Here is a 21,929-nt window from a genome sequence, read left to right on the forward strand (position 1 = left end):
TCGGCGCGTCCGTCGCGGCGCCCTCGATCGGCACGCGCGCGAACTGCGTCGCGACGACGCCCGATACGTGGCGCGCGTTCGCCACGATTGCCGGCATCGCGCCCGATGCGCTCGGCGGCACGCAACTGCTCGCCGATCGCCGAGGCTGGCTGCGGGCGCGCGCGTTGCCGGGCAGCGCCGGCTGGTCGGATGCCGACCTGCTGTGCCGCTCGAGTGCGGCGGCACGACCGACCGTGCCGGCCGCCGGCGGCGACGCGCTGACCGCACTGCTGCTGCGCGTCGACACCGAACCCGTGCGCGACGTGCAGGCCGGGCTCCCGCATTGAATCCCTGAACCCGTTCTTCCAACCGAACTCCACGATGAATCCGACCCGACGCCATTTCCTCGCACAGGCGAGCGCCCTCGCCACGATCGCCGCGGCGCCTGCCGCACTGCGCGCGCAATCGGGCGCACGGCCGCTGCTGCGCGCCGGCGACCAGAAAGGCGGGCTGCGCGCGCTGCTCGAAGCGGCCGGCGAACTGAACGGCCTCGCGTACGACATCGCGTGGACCGAATTCCCGGCCGCCGCGCCGCTCGCCGAAGCCCTGAACGCGGCGGCCGTCGACTGCGGCCCGATCGGCGACGCGCCGGTGATCTTCGCGCTCGCGTCGGGCGCCCGCATCAAGGTGATCGGCGCGAACCGTTCCGATCCGTACGGCACGGCCGTGCTCGTGCAACCCGACGCGGCGCTGAAAGGCGCGGCCGACCTGAAGGGCAAGCGCATCGGCACCACGCGCGGCTCGATCGGCCATTTCGTCACGCTGAAGGCGCTCGACGCGGCCGGCCTGCCGCCCGATGCGGTGTCGTTCCGCTTCCTGCCGCCGGCCGACACGATGCTGGCGCTCGCCACCGGTTCGATCGACGCATGGGCGACCTGGGAGCCCTACACGGCGCTCGCCGAAACGAGCGGCCGCGCACGCGTGCTGGTCAACGGCCGCGGGCTGTGGTCGGGCCTCAGCTATCTCGCGGCGACCGACGCGGCGATCGCGTCGAAGCGCGACGTGCTGCACGATTTCCTGCGGCGCGTCGTGCGCGCGCAGACGTGGTCGTACCGGCACGTCGACGCGTATTCGGCGGCGCTCGCGCGCATCATCGGCATTCCGCCGGCCGCCGCGAAGCTGCAGTTCGAGCGCCGCAACACGCGCTGGCTGCCGATCGACGCGACGGTGATCGCCGAACAGCAACGCACGGCCGACTTCTACCTGAAGGCCGGGCTGCTGCGCCAGCCGCTCGACGTGCGCACGACGTTCGATACGGGCTTTCCGCTCGCCTGAACGGCCGCGCGGCAGCGTGCAACGGCCCAAACGGCTTCGGCACGATCTGGCACAATCGCGATTCGACCATCCCGCGTTCAGCCAGCGTCATGCCAGCCATCACCGAACTCTTCGTCTATCCGATCAAATCCTGCGCCGGCATCGCGCTGACGCGTGCGCAACTGCTCGAAACGGGCCTCGCGTACGACCGCCACTGGCTGATCACCGATCCCGACGGGCAGATGATCACGCAGCGCACGCACCCGCGCCTCGCGCTGATCCGCACGGCATTCGACAACGACGCGCTCGTGCTGAACGCGCCGGGCATGCCGGAAATCCGCACGCCGCTCGACGGCGACGCATCGCCCGCGACGCCCGGGATGGCGGCGACCGTCTGGCGCGACACCGTCGACGCGATCGACACGGGCGCCGACACGGCCGCGTGGCTCACCGAATACCTCGGTACGCCGACGAAGCTCGCGCGCTTCGGGCCCGACGCGCGCCGCGGCTGCAACCGCAAATGGACCGGCGAGATCGAAACGCACACGCAGTTCGCGGACGGCTATCCGCTGCTCGTGATCGGGCAGTCGTCGCTCGACGACCTGAACGCGCGGCTCGCCGCGAAAGGCGCGCCGGCGATTCCGATGAACCGCTTCCGCCCGAACATCGTCGTGTCGGATCTCGACGCGTACGAGGAGGATTTCGTCGAACACCTCGACGCCGACGGCGACACGCCGGTGCGGCTGCGCCTCGTGAAGCTGTGCACGCGCTGCCCGATGCCGACGATCGACCAGGCCACCGGCGCGCCCGACCCCGCGTGGCCGCACGAGCCGACCGACACGCTGCAGACCTATCGCGCGAACCCGAACCACGACGACGCGCTGACGTTCGGCATCAATGCGATCGTCGTCGAAGGCGCCGGTGCGTGGCTCGAAATCGGCCAGCCGGTCGAAGCGGAGATCGGGTTCGGCGACTGAGCCGGACCACCGCCCTTTCCCGTCCCGCGTTCTCACGCGCGATCACGCGGCGCGCGGCACCGCCTCGGTCGCCGCCGCCGGTAGCCGGATCGTCACGATCAGTCCGCCGCCGGCCGCATCGGCCAGCGTCACGCTGCCCTGATGCACGCGCGCGATCTCCCGCACGATCGACAACCCGAGCCCCGTTCCCTCGACCGTCTGCGTCTTGCTGCCGCGATGGAAACGCTCGAACACCGCGTCGCGCTCGTCCGCCGGGATGCCCGGCCCGTTGTCGATCACGTCGAGCCGCGCGTGCTCGCCGTCGCGCGACACGCGCACCGTGATCACCGCGTGGTCGCCCGCATAGCGGATCGCGTTGTCGATCAGGTTGCCGACCATCTCGCCGAGCAGATCGGGCTGCCCGAGCACGTCGACATCGGCCTCGTGCTCGAAGCCGAGATCGATGTCGCGCGCCCGGGCGACCGGCGACCAGTCGAGCGTCACGCTGCGTGCGAGCCGGTGCAGTTCGACCGGCTTGTGCGCGATCGCATGGCCGCTGTCCGAATCGAGCCGCGACAGCGACAGCAGTTGCTGGACGATCTTCGCGGCCTGCCGCACCGCGCCGTTCGCACGCCGCAGGTGCCCGTTCGCGCGCGGCTGCTCGTCCGGCCGCAGCGCGAGTTCGACGCCGGCCTGCACGGCCGCGAGCGGCGTCTTCAGCTGATGGGCCGCATCGGCGAAGAAGCGGCGCCGCGCGACCTGCATCCGCTGCGTGCGGCCGATGTACTGGTTGATCGAATCGACGAGCGGCGTGAGCTCGCTCGGCATCGCACCGGTATCGAGCGGCGTCGTGTCGTCCTCGCTGCGCGCGGCGACGGTGGCCGACAGCCGGTTCAGCGGCCGCAGCCCGCGCCCGACGCCGAGCCACACGATCCCGAGCGCGAGCACGACGAGCAGGCCCTCCTGCAGCAGCGACCCGACCAGGATCTCGCGCGCGAGCGCCTGGCGCGCCTCGATCGTCTCGCCGACCATCACCCACACGATGCGCGACTGCGCGGTCGGCACGTCGTGCACCGGGATGCGCAGCGCGGCCATCCGCAACTGCTCGCCGCGATACACGACGTCGTAGTAACGCGTGACGAACAGTTCGCCGTCGCCCGCGTCGCGTCCCTGCGGCAGCGGCAGGTCCGGGTAGCCGGTGATCGTGTGGCCGTTGTCCTCGCGGATCAGGTAGTAGATCTTGCCGCCGTCGCTCGATTCGAGCATTTCGAGCGCGAGATACGGCAGGTCGACCTCGATCTCGCCGTCGTTGAGCCGCACGCCTTCGCGGATCGACTTCAGCGACGACGACAGCGTACGGTCGAACGCGACGTGCGCGGCGTTCATCGCGCGCTGGTACGTGAGCCACGAGTCGAGCGCGAGCAGCCCGAGCAGCGGCAGCAGCAGCCACAGCGCGACCTGCGTGCGCAGGTTCGGGCGAATCATTCGTCGTTCTCCGCCTTCGCTTCGAGCAGATAACCGAGCCCGCGCAGCGTGACGATCGCGACACCCGTGTTCTCCAGCTTCTTGCGCAACCGGTACACGTAGATTTCGATCGCATCGGCATTGACCGACTCGTCGAGCCCGAAGATCTTCTCCGACAGCGTGTCCTTGTTGATCGCGCGGCCGTTGCGCAGGATCAGCACCTCGAGCACCGAGCGCTCGCGCGGCGTGAGCGACAGCGGCTCGCCCGCGAGATGGAAGCTGCGATCGATGCTGTCGTACGAAAGCGGCCCGCATGCCACGAGCGAATGCTCGTGACCGAGGCTGCGCCGGATCAGCGCGCGGGCGCGCGCCTCCAGCTCGGTCAGCTCGAACGGCTTCGCGAGATAATCGTCGGCGCCGAGATCGAGCCCCTTCACGCGGTCCTCGACCGACCCGTGCGCGGTGAGGATCAGCACCGGCACCGGGTTGCGGCGCGCGCGCAGCCGCCGCAGCACCTCCAGCCCGTCGAGCTTCGGTAGCCCGAGATCGAGGATCACCAGCGCGTAATCCTGCGTGCGCAGCACGTGGTCCGCCGCCTCGCCGTCCGCCATGTGATCGACCGCGAAGCGCGCGGCGCTCAGCGCATCGCTCAGCGACTGGGCCAGGTTCGGATTGTCTTCGACGAGCAGCACGCGCATGGGGATTCCGGTAAGGTCAGCGACAGGCCGCTACATTACATGATCCTTTCCATGTCGACGCCTCGCGGAAACACGGGTTGCGCGGGGGCCGCCAAGCCGCCGCGCGCGCCGCCGACGGCCGCCGCTCAGCGTTCCGCCGCGGGATGACCGGGCGCCGCGAAGCGCGCATCGCCGGCCGCGCGCCGCTCGCGAAAGCCGACGACCACCGCGACGAACGCGACGCTCGCGCCGGCCGTCACGACGATCATCGGGTGCGCGGTGCCGTCCGACAGCCACGCCAGCACGCCGCCGCACGCGGCCGTGATCGCCATCTGGATAAAGAAGAACAGCCCCGATGCGGTGCCGGCGATCTGCGTATACGGCTGCATCACCGCGAACTGGCACGCCGGAATCGCGATCCCGACCGCGATCATCACGACGAACATCGGCACGACCAGCGCGGCCACCGACATCGGGGCGAGCGCGCCGCCGGCCCACAGCATGGCGGTGCCGGCCAGATTCACGGCGGCCGCCGCCGCGATGACCGAATCGGCTTGCCAGCGCCCGCCGGTCCGCGCGAATGCGCTCGAGCCGATCAGGTAGCCGAACACGGTCACGCCGAAGATCGCCGCATAGACCGGGCCGGACACGCCGATCTGCCGCTGGAACAGCGTCGACGATTCCGCGATGAACGGGTAGTACGTGCAGTAAACGAAGCTGATCGCGAGCGAGTAGCGCAGGAAACGTCGCTCGCGCAGCAGGCCCGCGTAGGTCCGCAGGAGCCCGGGGCCCGGCGCCAGCCGCGCGGCCTGTTCGCGCGTCTCGGGCAGCGCGCGCAGCACCATCGCGGTCGCGACCAGCCCGCCCGCCGCGAGCCATCCGAACACGCCGCGCCAGCCGAGCCACGCGGCGATCGCGCTGCCTGCCAGCGGCGCGACCACCGGCGACAGCGCCATGCCGGCCGAGATATGGCCGAGCATCGTGGCCTGCGTCGCGGCCGGAAAGCGCTCGCGCACGATGACGCGGCCGATCACCGTGCCGGTGCAGCCGCCCAGCGCCTGAAAGATGCGCGCGACGATGAGGGCCGCGACGCCGCTCGACAGCGCGCATGCCACGCTCGCGACGACGTACACGCACAGACCGCCGAGCAGCACGGGACGGCGCCCGTAACGGTCGGACAACGGCCCCGACACCAGCATCGACAGCGCATAGCCGACCATGTAGAGGGTGAGCGTGAGCTGCAATTGGGCGTCGGTGCCGTGCAGCGCATCCGCCATCGCGGGCAGCGACGGCAGGTATGCATCGATCGTGACGCGCGGCAGGCACACGACGAGCATCAACAGGAACAACCAGCCCCGCTGGGGCAATGAGCGTGTCTTCATGCGGCAAGTCCGTTTCCGGTCCGAGGAGAAAGGGTCGACAGCAATCTAAGGGGAAAGTGATATAAGCTGAAGGACCATTAAATCGACCACCAACTGGACCACTATGCCGCGAGGCAAAGCCGCGATTCCGCTCGATCTGCCGCGCCCTTCCGGGCTGTCGGCCGGCAGCCCGTCGTCGAAGCAGGAATGCATTGCCGACACGATTCGCGACGCGATCCTGAAGCGCCTGCTGCCTGCCGACAGCCCGCTACCGTCCAGCCGGACGCTGGCCGTGCGCTGGGACATCGCGCGCGGCACCGTCGAAGCGGCGTACGACATCCTGTGCGCCGAGGGCTACATCGCCCGCACGCGAGGGTCCGGCACGCGCGTCTGCGCGGTGGTGCCGGACAGCTATCTGCGCGCGGCCGCGCAGCCTCGTCCCGGCAACGCACACCGCGAGCCGGCAGGCGGCCCGGACGAGTCCGAATCCGAACATGGCGTGCGCCCGGGCGTCCCGTTCGTCGCGCGGCTCGCCGATCCCGGCCTGATGCCGATGCAGCAATGGAAGAAGGCGCTCGGCGCGAGCCTGCTTGCCGCGACGGCCAACGAGCTCGGCGCGACGCCCGCGCAAGGCGTCGACAGCCTCCGCGACGAAATCGCCGCGTACCTGCGCGAATATCGCGGCATTCCGTGCGACGCCGGCGACATCTTCATCACGACCGGCATCCGCCATTCGATCGACCTCGTCGCGCGCACGGTGCTCGCGCCGGGCTCGACGGTGCTGATGGAAGATCCCGGCTACGTGTCGGCGTGGCAGATCTTCACGATCGCGGGCGCGACCGTGATCGACGTGCCGGTCGATCGGGAAGGCATCGACACGGCGTCGCTGCACCGGCATCCCGATGCGCGTGCCGTCTACGTGACGCCCGCGCATCAGGCACCGCTCGGCGTCACGATGTCGGTGTCGCGCCGGCTCGAACTGCTCGACTGGGCGCAGCGCGGCCGCGCGTGGATCGTCGAAGACGACTACGACGGCGAATTCAGCTACCAGACCGCCCCGCTGCCCGCGCTGAAATCGCTCGACGCGTGCGACCGCGTGATCTACTGCGGCTCGTTCAACAAGACGCTGTTCTCGGGGCTGCGCATCGGCTTCATGGTCGTACCGAAAGCGCTGCGGCCGGCGCTGTCGGCCGTGTGGCATGCGACCGCGCGCGCGGTCGGCGCGGCGCCGCAACTGGCGCTGGCCCGCTTCATCGCCAGCGGCGATTTCGCGAAGCACCTGCGCGCCGCGCGGCACACGTACCGCCAGCGGCGCGACATCGTGCTCGAGCAGCTGGCGAAGCACGCCGACGGCCGGTTCGCGGTATCCGGCGAGCACGCGGGCTTTCATTTCGTGCTGTGGCTGCCGCCCGGGACGGACGACGCGACGGTTGTCGCCCGGGCCCGCGCGGCCGGCATCGCGTTGCAGCCGATCCGCGAATTCTGCCGAAGCGCCCGGCGTGAAGCGGGTGTCGTCGTCGGATATTCCGCGCTGACGGCCGCGCATGCACGGCATGGCGGCCGGATCCTCGGCCAGTTGCTGGCGGCCTCCGCCTAGCGGTCGTTGCGGGCGTTCCCGCGCCTGCCCGGCCCCGCTTCTGTTCCCGTCCGAACCATGCCGCACGCCGCGCAACCCGCGGCGGCGGCCGCCGCGACCTCGGGAAATCCATGACGCAAACGACGCGATTGTGAACGGGAATGAAAGCAGGCTGAAAGTGCCCCGCAATTAACATCCGCGTCACTCGAACAACACCACGCATAACTGGAGGAAGACATGTCGTTTGCACCGAAGCGCGTTGCCGCCGCACTGGCGATCGTCCTGGGCACTGCCGCCGGCGGCGCCGTCGCGCAGGTTCCGGCCGGGTATCCGGGTAATTACCAGGGCGTGATCGACGCCGCGAAGAAGGAAGGCAAGCTGATCGTCTACTCGACGACCGACACGGGCCTCGTGCGCCCGCTGATCAAGGACTTCGAAAGCCTGTACGGCGTGAAGGTCGAGTACAACGACATGAACAGCACCGAGCTGTACAACCGCTACATCAGCGAAAACGCGGCGAGCAGCACCAGCGCCGACGTGCTGTGGAGCTCCGCGATGGACCTGCAGGTCAAGCTCGTCAACGACGGCCTGATGGCGGCCTACGATTCGCCCGAAAGCCCGAACGTGCCGCAATGGGCGCAGTACCAGAAGCAGGCGTACGGCACGACCTTCGAGCCGCTCGCGATCGTCTACAACAAGCGCCTGATCCCCGAGAACGAAGTGCCGAAGACGCGCGCCGAGCTGATCAAGCTGCTCGCGTCGCAACCGGACAAGTTCAAGGGCAAGCTCACGACGTACGACGTCGAGAAATCCGGCGTCGGCTTCAACGCGCTGACGCAGGACGCGCACCTGAACGAGAAGGTCACGTGGGAACTCGTGAAGGCGATCGGCGCGACGGGCCCGAAGCTGCAGTCGAGCACCGGCGCGATGATGGAGCGCATCTCGTCGGGCGAGAACCTGATCGGCTACAACATCATCGGTTCGTATGCGTACGCGAAGGCGAAGAAGGACAAGTCCATCGGATACGTGTTTCCGAAGGACTACACGCAGATCGTGAGCCGCCTCGCCACCATCTCGAAGAAGGCGAAAAACCCGAACGCCGCCAAGCTGTGGGTGGACTACCTGCTGTCGAAACGCGGCCAGACCATGATCGCGAACCAGGCGAACCTGTACGCGATCCGCACGGACGTGACCGGCGAGACGTCGGCCGCGAGCCTCACGAAGGAACTCGGCGATTCGCTGAAGCCGATCCAGATCGGCACCGGCCTGCTCGTCTATCTGGACCAGTCGAAGCGGCTCGCGTTCCTGAAGCAATGGCAGCAGGCGATCAAGAGCTGATCCGCTGACCGGCTCCGGCCGACCCACGGCCGCCCGCCGCACGTCACGCGGGCGGCCCTTCCCCTTACCGACTTCCTTGAGGCGGCCATCCGGATGGCCGCAGGGGCGAACTCATGCTTTCAACCAGCACCCGCGGCACGGCACCGGCCGCGCCACCCGCCGCCGGCCCGCGCGACGCGATTCCCGCGCTGCCGGTCAACAGCCTGCAGCCGCTCGCCGGCATGCTGCGCTGGATCGTCGTCGCGGTACTCACCATCGCGGTCGCACTGCCGCTCGGCTTCATCCTGTTCCAGAGCCTGCTGTCCGCGCCGTTCTTCGACGCGAACAAGACGCTCGGCATCGACGGCTTCCGTTTCGTCTTCAGCGATCCCGATTTCTGGTCGGCCGTGAAGAACTCGTTCATCATCGCCGGTGGGATGCTGTTCATCTCGATCCCGCTCGGCGGCATCCTCGCGTTCCTGATGGTGCGCACCGACCTGCCCGGCCGTCGCTGGCTCGAACCGCTGCTGCTCACGCCCGTGTTCGTGTCGCCGATGGTGCTCGCGTTCGGCTACGTGGTCGCGGCCGGACCGGTCGGCTTCTACTCGGTGTGGTTCAAGGAACTGTTCGGGGTACAGAACATCCCCTGGAACGTGTACTCGGTCTTCGCGATCACGGTGATCGTCGGCCTCACGCACGTGCCGCACGTGTACCTGTATTCGTCGGCCGCGTTGCGCAACCTCGGCTCGGACGTCGAGGAAGCCGCGCGCGTGGCGGGCGCCCGCCCGTTCCGCGTCGCGCTCGACGTGAGCCTGCCGATGACGATGCCCGCGCTGCTGTTCGCCGGCGTGCTCGTGTTCTTCCTCGGCTTCGAAGTGTTCGGGCTGCCGCTCGTGCTCGGCGATCCGGAAGGCCACCTGGTGCTCGCGACCTACCTGTACAAGCTGACCAACAAGCTCGGCGTGCCGTCGTATCACCTGATGGCCGCGGTCGCCGTGTGCATCGTCGCGATCACGTTCCCGCTCGTGCTGCTGCAGCGCCGCCTGCTGAAGACCGCGAACCGCTTCGTCACCGTGAAAGGCAAGGCCGGCCGGACGACGGTGCTGCCGCTCGGCGTGTGGCGCTGGGTCGCGCTCGCGATCGTCGTGCTGTGGCTGATGCTGACCGTGATCGTGCCGATCTCGGGCATCGTGCTGCGCGCATTCGTGACCAACTGGGGCGAAGGCGTCGCGCTCGCCGAAGTGCTGACGCTGTCGAACTTCATCGAGCTGTTCGAGCAGGACAACCTGGTGCGCGCGATCGTCAACACGCTCGGCATCGGCGTGATCGGCGGCGCGCTCGCGATCGGCTTCTACTCGCTCGTCGCGTTCGCCGGCCACCGCCGCCCCGACTGGGCGACCAAGCTGCTCGACTACCTCGTGCTGCTGCCGCGCGCGGTGCCGGGCCTGCTCGCCGGTCTCGCGTTCCTGTGGATCTTCCTGTTCGTGCCGGGCCTGCGCGAACTGAAGAACTCGATGTGGAGCATCTGGATCGCGTACACGGTCGTGTGGCTCGCGTACGGGATGCGCCTCATCCAGAGCGCGCTGCTGCAGGTCGGCCCGGAACTCGAGGAAGCCGGCCGCAGCGTCGGCGCGACGCGCAGCCGCGTGTCGCTCGACGTGACGCTGCCGCTCGTGCGCTTCGGTCTGCTCGCCGCGTGGCTGCTGATCTTCATGATCTTCGAGCGCGAATACTCGACGGCCGTCTACCTGCTGTCGCCCGGCACCGAAGTGATCGGCGCGCTGCTCGTGTCGCTGTGGGCGACCGGCGCCGTCGACCAGGTCGCCGCGCTTTCTGTCATCAACATCGCGATGGTCGGCGCCGGTCTCGGCGTGGCCCTGCGCTTCGGAGTGAAACTTCATGGATAAGCTCATCGTCGACGACCTGCACCTCAGCTACGGCGCCAATCCGATCCTCAAGGGCGTGTCGTTCGAACTGAAGGCCGGCGAAGTCGTGTGCCTGCTCGGCGCGTCGGGCAGCGGCAAGACCACGCTGCTGCGCGCGGTGGCCGGCCTCGAACAGCCGTCCGACGGCCGCATCCAGCTCGACGACCGCGTGTTCTTCGACGGCGCGAAACGCGTCGACCTGCCCGTCGAGCAGCGCTCGCTCGGCCTCGTGTTCCAGTCGTACGCGCTGTGGCCGCACCGCACCGTCGCCGACAACGTCGGCTACGGACTGAAGCTGCGCCGCGTCGCCCCGGCCGAACAGAAGCGCCGCGTGCAGACCGCGCTCGATCAGCTCGGCCTCGGCCATCTCGCGGAACGCTTTCCGCACCAGCTGTCGGGCGGCCAGCAGCAGCGCGTCGCGATCGCACGCGCGCTCGTCTACAACCCGCCGGTGATCCTGCTCGACGAGCCGCTGTCGAACCTCGACGCGAAGCTGCGCGAGGAAGCGCGTGCGTGGCTGCGCGAGCTGATCGTGTCGCTCGGGCTGTCGGCCCTGTGCGTGACGCACGACCAGACCGAGGCGATGGCGATGTCCGACCGCATCCTGCTGCTGCGCAACGGCCGCATCGAACAGGAAGGCACGCCGGCCGAGCTGTACGGCGCGCCGCGCTCGCTGTACACCGCCGAATTCATGGGCAGCAACAACCGGATCGATGCGCGCGTCGCCGCGATCGACGGCGAATGCGTGACGCTCGCCGGCGACGGCTGGGAACTGCGGGCGCTGGCCCGCGACACGCTCGCGCCGGGCCAGGACGCGCAGGCCGTGATCCGCCTCGAACGCGTGCAGGTCACCGACGGCCCGGGCGCGAACCGGCTGCAGGCCGACCTCGTCACGTCGATGTATCTCGGCGACCGCTGGGAATACCTGTTCCATTGCGGCGACATGCGCCTGCGCGCGTTCGGCCACGTGCCGCGCGCGGCCGGCAAGCACTGGATCGAATTCCCGACCAACGACTGCTGGGCGTTCGCGAAAGCGGGCTGACCCGGTCGCGGCGGCTCACGTGCCGCCGCGCATCCCGCCACGCATGGACTTCCCGTCCGGCGGACGCCTCCCGGTGTCCGCCGCGGGCGGATGCGCGCCTAACCGACTCACCCAACCCACAAGAACCAAGGAGACACCGCCAATGAAATCACGCGCAGAGCGTTCCCTTCGCGCCGCCGTCCTGACCGGATCGGCCGCCGTCGCCGGACTCGCGGCAGGCGCCGCGCACGCGCAGTCGTCGGTCACGATGTACGGGATCATGGATGCCGGCATCGAATACACGAACCATGCGGCGCCCGAAGGCGGCAGTTCGGTCAAGCTCAAGTCGGGCAACAAGAACACCTCGCGCTGGGGCTTGCGCGGCGTCGAGGATCTCGGCGGCGGGCTGAAGGCCGTGTTCCGACTCGAAAGCGGGATCGACCTCGCGAACGGCGCGCTCGACGACGGCCCCGACTCGATCTTCGCGCGCCGCGCGACGGTCGGCCTGAAGAGCAAATGGGGCGAACTGACGCTCGGCCGCAACTACACCGTCACCTACGACTACATGCTGCCGTTCGACCCGATGGGTTACGCGCAGAACTACTCGTGGGCCTCGGCGTCGACGGCAACGGGCGGCCGCAAGGACGGCATGTTCACGCGCTCGTCGAACGCGGTGCGCTACGACGGCGAATTCAGCGGCTTCAAGTTCGGCGCGTTGTACGGCTTCGGCAACGTGCCGGGCAGCGTGAAGACCAGCTCGAAATACGACTTCGCGGTCGGCTACGAGAAAGGCCCGTTCGCGGCGGTCGTCACGTTCGACCGGCAGAACGGCGCGGCCGACAGCGTCACGCCGGCCGATACGGTCAACTATATCCAGGGCGTCCATGCCGGCCTGAGCTACGACTTCGGCAACCTGAAGACGATGGCCGGCTACCGCAACTACAAACGCACGTTCCGCACCACGGCGGCGAACCAGCTGAGCGACACGTACTGGCTCGGCGGGTCGTATCAGTTCACGCCGGCGTTCTCGCTGATCGCGGCCGTCTATCACCAGAACATCAAGGGCGGCAGCGATGCCGATCCGACGCTGGTGTCGATGCGCGCGAACTACGCGCTGTCGAAGCGCACGGTGCTGTACGCGGCCGGCGCGTTCGCGATCGCGAAACACGACCAGAAGGTTGGCGTGTCGCGCGATTTCGCGGGATACGGCACGACCCAGGTCGGCGTCACGGCGGGGATCCAGCAGCGGTTCTGACACCCGGGCCGGCGGGCGGCGGCAGTCGGTCGACCGCCGTTCAGCCAGGCCACGCGCGGCGGCATCGCGGCGAACCGCCGGCCGCCGCCGCCCAGCGTGCCCCTCGCGTCACGTCCGGCGCGCTGCGTTTCGATGCGCCGCTCACTCGCCGCGCATCGTGAACACCGGGCGCACGAGACTGTTCGTATCGCCCCAGTGTTCGCCCACGGCCGACAGCGGCACCGTGCGCGTGTCGATCGCGAGGCCGGCCGGCCCGGCCGCGTCGAACACACCGCGCACCGACGCCAGCAAGCGGGGCAGCGACACGCTGCCGATGCCGCTGCCCATCAGTTCGATCGCGGTCGCCCGCAGCACCGCGCCCGGCAGCAGCACGTCCGCGCCGCCGATCGAGCCGATCTGCACGAATCGCAGCCGGCGGCCGTCGGGCGTCGCCTTCGCGGCGGCAAGCAACAGCGTCTGCGCGCTGGCGCCCCACAGATAGTCGAGCACGATGTCCACACCTTCACGGAAATGCGGTTCGAGCGCGCGTGCCAGATGTGCGTCGTCCTGCTGCAGCGACACGACCGCATCCGCACCGGCGCTCGGCAACGCCTGCAGCGCGGCTGCGTTACGGCCCGTCGCGATCACCTTCGCGGCGCCGAGATGCTTCGCGATCCGCACTGCCAGCCGCCCCGACGTACCCGTCGCACCGTTGACGAGTACCGTCTCGCCCGCGACGAGCCGCGCGCGCTCGGTCAGCGCCGCCCACGACGACATCCCGGGAATCGCGATCGCCGCCGCCGTGACGTCGTCGAGCGAATCGGGCAGCGGCACGCACCGCGTATCGGGCGCGATCGTCCGCTCGGCCATCGCGCCGAACGGGGCGGGTGCGCCGAAGAAGTAGACGCGCTGCCCGTCGTCGAGACGGCGGCCCACCCCGTCGACGCCGACGACGAACGGATAACGCCCGTCCGACGAGTAATGCGTGCCGGCCGCGCGCGCCTGCGCGAGCCGGCTCAGCGCGGACGCCGTCACGTCGATCAGGCTGTGGCCCGGCATCGCGCGCGGCGCATCGAATTCCATCTGAACGGGACGCTCGCCGGCGCCCGTCACGACTGCTGCTTTCATGGTGACTCCTTGAATCGGGGATCTCGATCGACGGTTCAGCTGCGCATCAGCGTGCGTCGAGCCACGCGCGCAGCGCGGGATCGCGCACTTCCAGCACGTCGAACAGGCCGAGCGCGCGCAGCGCCGGCAATGCGTCGATCGCGTCGGCCTCCGCGCGCGCCCGGTCGGCAGGCTCGGCGTGCGGGTCGGTCAACACGCGCGCGTTGACCAGGAACGCGCCGACGGTCCCCTTGCGGATTGTCGTTCCGCCGGTTTCGATCCGGTCGGCATGGTCGGGAAGCATCTGTTCGGCTCGCATCGCGTCGTACTCCGGTTGTCATCGATGGATGCAGTGTAGGCGTGCGAAGCCGGCCAATCTCCGGTATAACAGCCATTCGATACCGATATCCGGCCATGTCCGATCCGCTTCTGCCCGCCCGATTCGTCACGTCCGACGACGGCCCGTTCGTGGTCGCCGCCGTGCTGTCGCAACGCGACCCGCGCGTGACCGCGCCGCATTCGCATGCGCGCGGCCAGCTCGTCGGCGCGCTGAGCGGGCTGCTGACGATCGGCCTCGATGACCAGGCCTGGGTCGTGCCGGCCATTCACGCGATCTGGATTCCGCCGCATTGCCGGCATTCGTTGCGTTCGTTCGGGCCGATTTCCGGCTGGTCGGCGTTCGTCGCCGAAGCACGCTGCGCGGCACTGCCGGCCGCGCCGCGCGCGATCCGCACGACACCGCTGCTGCGTGAAGCCGTGCAGCGCGCGGCAAGCTGGGGCGATTCGGAACTGGATGCCGCGCAAACGCGCATCGCCGACGTGATCCTCGACGAAATCGCGTCGTCGGAGGTCGAGGCGCTGGGACTGGTACGGCCGCGAGACGCGCGGCTGATGAAGATCACCGATGCGCTGGCCACGAATCTCGCGGACAACCGGCGGCTGGAGGAATGGGCCGCATGGGCCGGCATCAGTGCGCGAACGATGAGCCGCCGCTTCGTCGCCGAGACGGGGCTGACGTTCGCGCAGTGGCGTCAGCAGGCCAGGTTGCTGCGGGCGCTGGAGAGAATCGCCGATGACGTGCCGGTGACAACGATCGCGCTCGATCTCGGGTACGACAACGTGAGCGCGTTCATCGACATGTTCCGGCGGGCGTTGGGGACGACGCCTGGACGGTATTTGGAGGTGGGCCGAAGAGCGGAAGTCTAGGTGCGGCCATCAGCAAGCGTGAACAGTCGCGACTCACTTACTGATATATCGGGTATTCGAACCGAAAAGCAAACACCGTTGTCACGCTGCGCATCGATTGGAAATCGATCATTCGGGTCTGCCAGGCTCTCAGTGACAGAACACTATCGCCGTCCTGTTTCAAGACATCTCGCCTATCCTGCGCACTGCACTCGACGATGTCGCTTTCGCGAGCCATCGGCTTCGAGTCAACGATGACCGCGTCAGCCTACGTCGGATGCAGCACTACACAACTTTTATAGATTAATGGTGTAAATGCCGGCGGCGCCCGTTTCTGCATTCGGACTCCCCAAATAGGTCCATTGGACATCCTCGTTCGCAATGTCGATGAATCGCTCGGCAGGTGATGGAAACGCCTGCCCTTTTTCGACAAATGCTTGCTGATCCCATTGGTTAAACAAATCCGCCATCGGGTGGTCACCTGCAACGCGGCCCTCCCACACGCCTGTTTCCGTGCAGCGACGATCACCGGAGCACTTCACCGCCAACGGCCGCGCCGCTACCTCGCGCAATAATCCAGCTTCAACCATATTCGCCAGAAAATCTGCACGCTGTGGCGGCAGGCGGTACGCTTCACCGAGGAAATACCATTGCACTCGATCCGGAGATAGCCACTCGTGCATCGGCGGCTCGAACCGTTCTCCGGCTTCAAAGCGCTCTGGCAGGCCAGAGCGAGCAATCAACCGCCCATCGGGTTCATTCAATGAACCGTACAGTGCCAGCCAGTATCCCGTTGTAGGTACGATTTGATCACCGCTGACTGCGAGCGTACTCGCTCCCAATGCGACGACTGCGTGACCATCGGGTATAGAAGAACGCCCCTGAAGCGAGCTGCTCTTTTGCCGTCTGACCGGCGGAGTAACCACCTTCGCGGCATTGATCAGCGTTTGTCCGTCGCCGTTCCATTTGGGTAGCGGCGCTGGCGGTAACGGCAATATCTTGTCCAGGTTGGGAAGCTTCAATCGTCCATCGTAAATCTTCAAGATATCGGCAATTTTTCCGTACCGTTGAGCACGCGCTTTGTCGATATGGCCTACCAAATTGGTTCCATTTTCAAGATCCATCCCGTCAAATTCCGAAACGAGGCTATCCGCACACTTGGTACTCCCGAGCTTCACACCTTCATGCAAGATCTTCAGCGCGCGGAGCTTTGCCTCGAGTGTATTGGGTCGCGCATAGATCAGCCCCAGTTTCTCTGCGGCATCTCCATATCCCTGTGCAAAAGCACATTCGAGCATTTTGGTTCCCACCACTTGGTTGGCCCAAAATCCCTCACTGGGATTATCGTAGGACGCGGCCAGCTTGTATCCCAGGAACGCCATTGCAGCCGGACTACCCATATCCGCTGCTCGTTGGAAAAAAGAGTAAGCGCTCGTAGCGTCCCCCTCCTTTACGACACCATTAAGATGGTATACACCCATCCTGTCATACGCGTCAGGAATACCAAGCCTCATCGCCTTCTCAACCCATTGAATGGCGACCTCCGGATTGTGTTCCGGCACGCCGGAATGATCACTCAAGATCAACGACGCCAGATTCAGCATCGCTTTCCAATGGCTTTTCTCAGCCGCCTGCAGATAGAGCTGATACACTTTTGCATAGTCGATATTTTCGGCAGGTACAGCCGGATCGTCTAACTTCAACGCTTGCTGAAACCACATTTCCGCCTGCGGATCAACGGGCGGCACCTGTTGCGCCTCATATACACAGGTAAAATCTTTTCGATGTGGATCAAAGAGCGGTAGTTTTTCGTTTCGTGGCAGATCAGACATAGCAGTGGTCAACTTATTGCCGATAGAAGTCAGGATGCCTGCATGTGCCGTAGTGGTTAGCAACAAAGCAGCAAGGGCAAAACGCGATGCGTAGATAAAAATCTTCATGCGTATACATTTTCAGGAGAACCACCGACACCACCGCTATTTGGTACAGATATCGACCCATACAGCGTCGTGGTCGAACGATGCTCGACGAATGGTAGCAAAAAACCTGTCATCGGTTGTGTACCCGCTTGCTGGATGTCTTGATTCTTGCTCATTCGTCGATTCCAATTTCTGAATGTATCCGGCATATCTTTTGGGTGACCACTATACTTAATGTCACCACCATAGAGCAGCCCAAATACCCGTTCACGGAGATTGCCAGCATAAATACCACCGGTTGCAGCTATATTAATTTCACTATCAATAGCCATACTTCTCTGATTCAGATTTGCACTACCCACCGTAACAAATACATCATCAATGATCATCAATTTTGAGTGAATATAAATTTCCCGATATGACATATTATTATTCGCATCAGGACCACTCGTTCGCAATCTCGCGACACTGACAACCACTCCCAATGTTTTCTCGAGATTCTCCACACTAGGCCGATCAAGTACCTCACCCCGCCCTCGGCTGCTTTTGCCATAGACAAAATCAAGTTTTCCTTTATCGACAAGCCCCTTTTGCTCAGACATCGAATCACCAGCACCAAGCAAGGTCAGGGTATCGTACGTTCGAGGCACCATTTCCTCTCGCTCCGGATGTGGAATCACGATAAAAATATGCAGCTTTTGCATTTCGGTAACTGGTTTATTCGCCCCCTTCATCCAGTCATCGCAGTGTTTTTTTCGTGTTTTGATCAGATGACGGGCAAACTCCGGATAAAAGAAATACTGATTTTCCATGTAAATATAGTTGCGCGCACTACTTGCAGCCTGAAAATAAACCTCTTTGATCGATTTTTCTCTTTCATGAGGTTGCGTGCGCACAATTTGCACAAGATGTGCCGGATTTCCGGCTGCCCGCGGAATCTTCGCTGGTGGCGTCGGAGGAGTCCGGTACGGCAATTCTCCAACTTGGAGCGCTGCAGCCCATGCGTTTTCGAAATTGAAATGCAGCTGTGCAAGCGCCGGCCCGACAACTCGGCACGCGTAGTCCTGAAAGGGACGTCCATGAACATAGTTTTCATGCCCGATTCCATGCTGTACGTCGTTTTTCGAGAACCTGTTTTTCAGGCTCTGGTACATCTCGGCGGGAAAACTAGTTTTTGCTGGCGCAGTCTGCGTTGCAATTTCTCGCTTCAGTTCGTCTTCAATAAGTGGCGATGACAAGATCTCACGCTTTCGATCGTCGATTTCGTGAGCGGTTCGATCCCAGTAGTCGGTAACCGAATTCAACCCCATGACGTAACCAACCGCCTTACTTCCGTTGTCGTAGTCGTAATCGATCAGAATTGGTTTCTGGTGATGTGTCCCATAGTCCTCCATCCCGCTTCGCTCATCAACAACGCTGAATGTACTGGTTACGGGCTTGTCCTCTTCCGCAGGCGCAGTCGTCATCAAGGCCTTCGCATCGGCAGGCGAAACTTCACGCAGTACCACACGAAGGCGAGGATTTTTTCCGCTGTTGCTTTTTCCACCGGGTAGGTTCTCGGCCCACCATGCAACACAGGTCTTGTGACGCTCGCTCTTCTCATCGCCATACGCCGGCCCCTGTCGAAGATGGTAGACAATAGGACCACTAGTCCAATTTTCCTGGACATCTGAAAAGCCAGGCATATTGTTCTGGACAGCTGAGCCCCGTGGCGTAGACCAGATGAGCAATCGCACCGTGACAGGATTTTCCTTGCGCTTGGTGATCTCATCCAATAATTGTCCGTAGGTTTGCCCCCGCGGCCAATTTTCACCCTCTCTCTCAAGCTCCATGCCCGGATCAAAACCCCAGCAGATGATGTCTGCCGATTTCTTCGCTTCGCGCAAGTCTTTGGCGATCCGCTTGAATCCCTCTTCGCCGCAAATGATGAAGTTGAGCTTATTTCCCTTCGTAATCGGACAGGTGCCGTCCCCATCCTTTTCTTTCACGTCGCGGTGCTCAACGAGAAATTGCATCGCATTCTTTGCCGACCTTGACTGTTCATCGATCGCGACTTTTGCGTGTTTGTGTGTTTTAAGTGGAAAATCTGCCATGGCTGCTATTCTCAGTAGTGGATGCGATTGGCGTTGTTCTCAGACATACCGCTCACCTTGATTCGTGCGTTGATCGGCGTGATCGGAATCTTCGTTGAGCGCATCCTTGACGTTTAAATTGTATTCTGCGCCGTTGCTGAGTCTAGCAGTGTAGGTTTGCGTACCTGTCTGGTGGTCGTCCACAATAATCCGACCGAATTCGTCAGTGACGCCAGCTCCGATCTTTGCGCTACCCTTGTATAGCTCATAGGGCTCGCCGGAAATCAAATGCCCTTCACCCGGTAACGCTTGCAAAGCGAAATGCAGTTGCTCCTTCTCTGGAGGCAGCGCAGGAATATTCGGCGTGCTCACGCTATCGGGGCCAACGAACGTCTGGCTTGCCGAATGCACTTCAAAGCCGCCCGATGTGCCACTCTTGATTTGCGCGCTTGTCCACCGGGTATAGCTCCCCCCCCCATTAATCTCGACCTCCTGCTGCGCACTGATCGTGATTTTCGTCGCCGTCACCGTAACGTTCAGCTTCGCCAGCAAATTGATGCTGTCCTTCAGCGCCTTCACGTCGATGTCGCCGGCCGCCGCAACGAGCCTCATACCGGCCTCATAGGCGAATAGGCGTAGCGCTCGACGCGCACTGGCGAAGAATCCACCACCCGTACTGACGGACATATGTTCGCCGGTGGTAACTGCAGTGGTTTTGCCACTGCTCAGGTGAATCTGTTCGTCAGTCGTGGCCGCGACGCCTGCTGGGCTGGCCAACACCAAATGCGGCCGCTCGAACTGTTTGAGCGTACCGCCACCTTTTATCGAGTTCGCCTGACTCTTCAGCGAATTGGCAACAGCCTTCTGCTCGCCATCTTGGGCGCCTGCGGCTTGGGCCGACTGCGCGACGCCGGCGGCGATATCCTGTGCGTTCACGAGTTGGAGATTCACCTCATCGACACTGAACGTATCCCCAGTCGCCCCGGAGCGGGCATGCGTCGATAGGAGCATCCCGCGTGCGCCGCGTACCGCGACGTGACCATCCGTGCGCAACTCCGCGCCCTCGCCACGCTTCTCGCCGCGCCCAGCGGGTTCGCTGACTCGTGTGAGGTAGCCCAAATGCAGTCCTGACTCGAGATGATCACTCCGAATCTGAGTCTGCACTTGCCCCGCCGTGTCGTCTTTCAGCCAGACGTTGTTCTGCTCCCCACCAATCTCCTTGCTGACGAAACCCGACAGTGCATGTTGATCGGGAAGATTCCACTGCGGCCGATTCGTGCCGTTCCCCACACGGGCCGTGATCACCGGCCTGTCAGGGTCGCCATCGAAAAATGGCACGACCACCTCGTCACCGACTCTCGGTAACTGAACACCGCCAAACTGAGCGCTCGACCACGGCTGTGCAACCCGCACCCAGCACGAGCTGCGCTCGTCGCGTTTTCCAATACGATCCCAGTGGAACTGCACCTTTACGCGCCCCAGTTCATCCGTATAGACTTCCTGGCCTTGCGGACCCACGACAGTTGCTGTCTGCATCTGCATGACCGGCTTGCGGTGTTCGAACGGGCTGCGATACGGAACGGCCTTTCTTTGCGTCTCTATCTCGACGAGAAAGAAGCCTTTGGCTCCATCATCGTGCGTAACGATCGACGTGTTTCCGACGCCCCGGTTCGCCATTGCGTCGGACAAACGACCCTGCAGTCCATGAGGGAAGTTTGCGTGATGACTTGAGCCTGGGAGGTTGTTCTCGATCAGCCATACGGTTTCGATAATCGCGAATTCACGACGCTCGGCAGAATCACGATCGTGCTCTGGATGCCCGGTAAGTTCGAACCATCTACCCGCATCGGCCGCACGCAGGCCGCCCGTACCGTAAAACCGCTTGGCGCTCGACTCCCACTCCTCCATCTGCACTTTGGCAAGGTGATCTCCCCGCTCCTGCTTCAGGTAGGTGTACGGGCCAGTGTACTCGTACATCTCCAACTGTTCGGGCAATTCGGGCAACACTGTCGGTACATTGGTGCCCTTGGGATTTCCAAGGGATGACGGATTCTTGTAATCGAACGTACGGGTCGTCAGCACTGCGCTATGCAGGACTCGTATTCCGGACCAGTGAACCAGTGCGTCGACCTCGCTATTTGCGCCGTCACGCGAAAATTGAACCGCTTGCGGAGTAGATTGCTCACAAGTGTCCAGACGATCGGTCACTATCAGCGTGTGCGATTTGCCATCGCCAGCCTGCGTCCAGATGCCGAACAGCCCTTCTACTTCCATGAGCCGATGAACGAAGTTCCAGTCGTCCTCGTACTGAGTGCAATACGATCTTGGCGGTAGCGGCTTTGAAAGTGCGAACTTGAACTGTCCTGTCGCCTGCGGATGTGCGTTAAACACGTCGCTGAGGATTTCATCTACAGGCTTGTCCTGCCAGATACGTTGATCCCGGCGGAACTTCAAGAAATTCATCCACGATGCGAATCCGATCTGGTAGCTGGTCAGCCCACCTTCCGCTCCCAGCCGCCTTATCGAATAAACATAGCCATGCCGTGGCAGATACGCCTTGTTCGCCTGTAGGATCCACAGGGTGATAGGTTGCCCGATCAGTTTCTTCAGTTTGAGATCGCCACGCGTCGACAACACATCGAGCGTGAAGTCGTAGTGCCGTCCGATCCGAGACCACCCCGCCACGCGATGCGGCAGCAGCACGTTGGGGCCCAGCGGAGTATCGAGTTTCAGCAGACGGTCTTGTTGAAGCAATCCGCCCTGAAGTGCCCTCACAATATCTTGCGCGTCCATTCCCATCCCTTTATTACTTTTTGCTTACT

The 21,929-nt window shown here is 64.4% G+C and carries 16 protein-coding genes and 1 pseudogene; 9 read left to right on the top strand and 8 right to left on the bottom strand.

Annotation, left to right across the window (positions count from 1 at the left end):
- The 3 genes and pseudogenes from G3N62_RS04300 to G3N62_RS04310 form a co-directional block, all read left to right on the top strand.
- Window positions 1–326, top strand: a pseudogene (locus tag G3N62_RS04300) (cytochrome c); the annotation flags it as partial.
- A 34-nt stretch (window positions 327–360) separates the two neighbouring features.
- Window positions 361–1,314: an ABC transporter substrate-binding protein gene (locus tag G3N62_RS04305; RefSeq protein ID WP_034191524.1), complete on the top strand. Its 954-nt coding sequence runs from the start codon at window positions 361–363 to the stop codon at window positions 1,312–1,314.
- Between the two features lie 89 nt (window positions 1,315–1,403).
- Window positions 1,404–2,270: an MOSC N-terminal beta barrel domain-containing protein gene (locus G3N62_RS04310; protein WP_049029624.1), complete on the top strand. Its 867-nt coding sequence runs from the start codon at window positions 1,404–1,406 to the stop codon at window positions 2,268–2,270.
- A 42-nt stretch (window positions 2,271–2,312) separates the two neighbouring features.
- On the opposite strand, the gene G3N62_RS04315 is transcribed toward G3N62_RS04310, so the two are convergent.
- From G3N62_RS04315 to G3N62_RS04325, 3 genes are all read right to left on the bottom strand, one after another.
- The gene (locus G3N62_RS04315; RefSeq protein ID WP_034191526.1) at window positions 2,313–3,734 is read right to left on the bottom strand and encodes a sensor histidine kinase; all 1,422 of its coding nucleotides are present in this window, start codon (window positions 3,732–3,734) and stop codon (window positions 2,313–2,315) included.
- Entirely contained in the window at window positions 3,731–4,411 is a 681-nt protein-coding gene (locus G3N62_RS04320) for a response regulator (RefSeq protein ID WP_069705315.1), read from the bottom strand. Before G3N62_RS04320 ends, G3N62_RS04315 begins: the two co-directional genes overlap by 4 nt.
- A gap of 125 nt (window positions 4,412–4,536) precedes the next feature.
- The gene (locus G3N62_RS04325; protein WP_124669374.1) at window positions 4,537–5,772 is read right to left on the bottom strand and encodes a multidrug effflux MFS transporter; all 1,236 of its coding nucleotides are present in this window, start codon (window positions 5,770–5,772) and stop codon (window positions 4,537–4,539) included.
- Between the two features lie 103 nt (window positions 5,773–5,875).
- On the opposite strand from G3N62_RS04325, the gene G3N62_RS04330 reads away from it, so the two are divergent.
- The 5 genes from G3N62_RS04330 (at window position 5,876) to G3N62_RS04350 (ending at window position 12,845) form a co-directional block, all read left to right on the top strand.
- Window positions 5,876–7,348: a PLP-dependent aminotransferase family protein gene (locus G3N62_RS04330; protein WP_124669375.1), complete on the top strand. Its 1,473-nt coding sequence runs from the start codon at window positions 5,876–5,878 to the stop codon at window positions 7,346–7,348.
- Between the two features lie 216 nt (window positions 7,349–7,564).
- A complete protein-coding gene (locus tag G3N62_RS04335; RefSeq protein ID WP_034191529.1) occupies window positions 7,565–8,665 on the top strand; it encodes an ABC transporter substrate-binding protein in 1,101 nt (366 codons plus the stop codon).
- 113 nt (window positions 8,666–8,778) lie between these two features.
- Window positions 8,779–10,551 (top strand): iron ABC transporter permease, encoded by a 1,773-nt coding sequence (locus tag G3N62_RS04340; RefSeq protein WP_124608402.1) that lies wholly within the window; start codon window positions 8,779–8,781, stop codon window positions 10,549–10,551.
- Window positions 10,544–11,611 carry an ABC transporter ATP-binding protein gene (locus G3N62_RS04345; protein ID WP_034191531.1) on the top strand — a complete coding sequence of 356 codons (1,068 nt, stop codon included), beginning with the start codon at window positions 10,544–10,546 and terminating at the stop codon, window positions 11,609–11,611. Before G3N62_RS04340 ends, G3N62_RS04345 begins: the two co-directional genes overlap by 8 nt.
- A 142-nt stretch (window positions 11,612–11,753) precedes the next feature.
- Window positions 11,754–12,845, top strand: coding sequence for a porin (locus G3N62_RS04350; RefSeq protein ID WP_034191532.1), 1,092 nt, complete (start codon window positions 11,754–11,756; stop codon window positions 12,843–12,845).
- Window positions 12,846–12,986: 141 nt separating this feature from the next.
- Here G3N62_RS04350 and G3N62_RS04355 read toward each other — a convergent pair whose 3' ends face one another.
- The gene (locus G3N62_RS04355) at window positions 12,987–13,952 is read right to left on the bottom strand and encodes a zinc-binding alcohol dehydrogenase family protein (protein WP_124608403.1); all 966 of its coding nucleotides are present in this window, start codon (window positions 13,950–13,952) and stop codon (window positions 12,987–12,989) included.
- A 46-nt stretch (window positions 13,953–13,998) separates the two neighbouring features.
- Window positions 13,999–14,250, bottom strand: coding sequence for a hypothetical protein (locus tag G3N62_RS04360; protein WP_034191534.1), 252 nt, complete (start codon window positions 14,248–14,250; stop codon window positions 13,999–14,001).
- Window positions 14,251–14,345: 95 nt separating this feature from the next.
- Between G3N62_RS04360 and G3N62_RS04365 the strand changes: the two genes are divergently transcribed.
- On the top strand, window positions 14,346–15,137 hold the full coding sequence (locus G3N62_RS04365; RefSeq protein ID WP_124669376.1) for a helix-turn-helix transcriptional regulator: 792 nt from the start codon (window positions 14,346–14,348) through the stop codon (window positions 15,135–15,137).
- Between the two features lie 275 nt (window positions 15,138–15,412).
- On the opposite strand, the gene G3N62_RS04370 is transcribed toward G3N62_RS04365, so the two are convergent.
- From G3N62_RS04370 to G3N62_RS04380, 3 genes are read right to left on the bottom strand one after another with little or no spacing between them, the layout of a single operon-like run.
- Complete coding sequence (locus G3N62_RS04370; RefSeq protein ID WP_241012843.1) at window positions 15,413–17,056, bottom strand: tetratricopeptide repeat protein; 1,644 nt, start codon at window positions 17,054–17,056, stop codon at window positions 15,413–15,415.
- Window positions 17,053–19,128 carry a phospholipase D-like domain-containing protein gene (locus G3N62_RS04375; protein WP_124669377.1) on the bottom strand — a complete coding sequence of 692 codons (2,076 nt, stop codon included), beginning with the start codon at window positions 19,126–19,128 and terminating at the stop codon, window positions 17,053–17,055. Before G3N62_RS04375 ends, G3N62_RS04370 begins: the two co-directional genes overlap by 4 nt.
- 39 nt (window positions 19,129–19,167) lie before the next feature.
- A complete protein-coding gene (locus G3N62_RS04380) occupies window positions 19,168–21,900 on the bottom strand; it encodes a type VI secretion system Vgr family protein (RefSeq protein WP_124669378.1) in 2,733 nt (910 codons plus the stop codon).
- Window positions 21,901–21,929: the final 29 nt, after the last annotated feature.

The sequence above is a fragment of the Burkholderia sp. Tr-20355 genome (assembly GCF_017104685.1).
Taxonomy (GTDB): Bacteria; Pseudomonadota; Gammaproteobacteria; order Burkholderiales; family Burkholderiaceae; genus Burkholderia; species Burkholderia seminalis.

Bases quoted from the DNA above. Each gene is read 5' to 3' on its own strand.
- G3N62_RS04305 (WP_034191524.1), top strand. From the start codon at position 361: ATGAATCCGACCCGACGCCATTTCCTCGCACAGGCGAGCGCCCTCGCC.
- G3N62_RS04310 (WP_049029624.1), top strand. From the start codon at position 1,404: ATGCCAGCCATCACCGAACTCTTCGTCTATCCGATCAAATCCTGCGCC.
- G3N62_RS04315 (WP_034191526.1), bottom strand. From the start codon at position 3,734: ATGATTCGCCCGAACCTGCGCACGCAGGTCGCGCTGTGGCTGCTGCTG.
- G3N62_RS04320 (WP_069705315.1), bottom strand. From the start codon at position 4,411: ATGCGCGTGCTGCTCGTCGAAGACAATCCGAACCTGGCCCAGTCGCTG.
- G3N62_RS04325 (WP_124669374.1), bottom strand. From the start codon at position 5,772: ATGAAGACACGCTCATTGCCCCAGCGGGGCTGGTTGTTCCTGTTGATG.
- G3N62_RS04330 (WP_124669375.1), top strand. From the start codon at position 5,876: ATGCCGCGAGGCAAAGCCGCGATTCCGCTCGATCTGCCGCGCCCTTCC.
- G3N62_RS04335 (WP_034191529.1), top strand. From the start codon at position 7,565: ATGTCGTTTGCACCGAAGCGCGTTGCCGCCGCACTGGCGATCGTCCTG.
- G3N62_RS04340 (WP_124608402.1), top strand. From the start codon at position 8,779: ATGCTTTCAACCAGCACCCGCGGCACGGCACCGGCCGCGCCACCCGCC.
- G3N62_RS04345 (WP_034191531.1), top strand. From the start codon at position 10,544: ATGGATAAGCTCATCGTCGACGACCTGCACCTCAGCTACGGCGCCAAT.
- G3N62_RS04350 (WP_034191532.1), top strand. From the start codon at position 11,754: ATGAAATCACGCGCAGAGCGTTCCCTTCGCGCCGCCGTCCTGACCGGA.
- G3N62_RS04355 (WP_124608403.1), bottom strand. From the start codon at position 13,952: ATGAAAGCAGCAGTCGTGACGGGCGCCGGCGAGCGTCCCGTTCAGATG.
- G3N62_RS04360 (WP_034191534.1), bottom strand. From the start codon at position 14,250: ATGCGAGCCGAACAGATGCTTCCCGACCATGCCGACCGGATCGAAACC.
- G3N62_RS04365 (WP_124669376.1), top strand. From the start codon at position 14,346: ATGTCCGATCCGCTTCTGCCCGCCCGATTCGTCACGTCCGACGACGGC.
- G3N62_RS04370 (WP_241012843.1), bottom strand. From the start codon at position 17,056: ATGAAGATTTTTATCTACGCATCGCGTTTTGCCCTTGCTGCTTTGTTG.
- G3N62_RS04375 (WP_124669377.1), bottom strand. From the start codon at position 19,128: ATGGCAGATTTTCCACTTAAAACACACAAACACGCAAAAGTCGCGATC.
- G3N62_RS04380 (WP_124669378.1), bottom strand. From the start codon at position 21,900: ATGGACGCGCAAGATATTGTGAGGGCACTTCAGGGCGGATTGCTTCAA.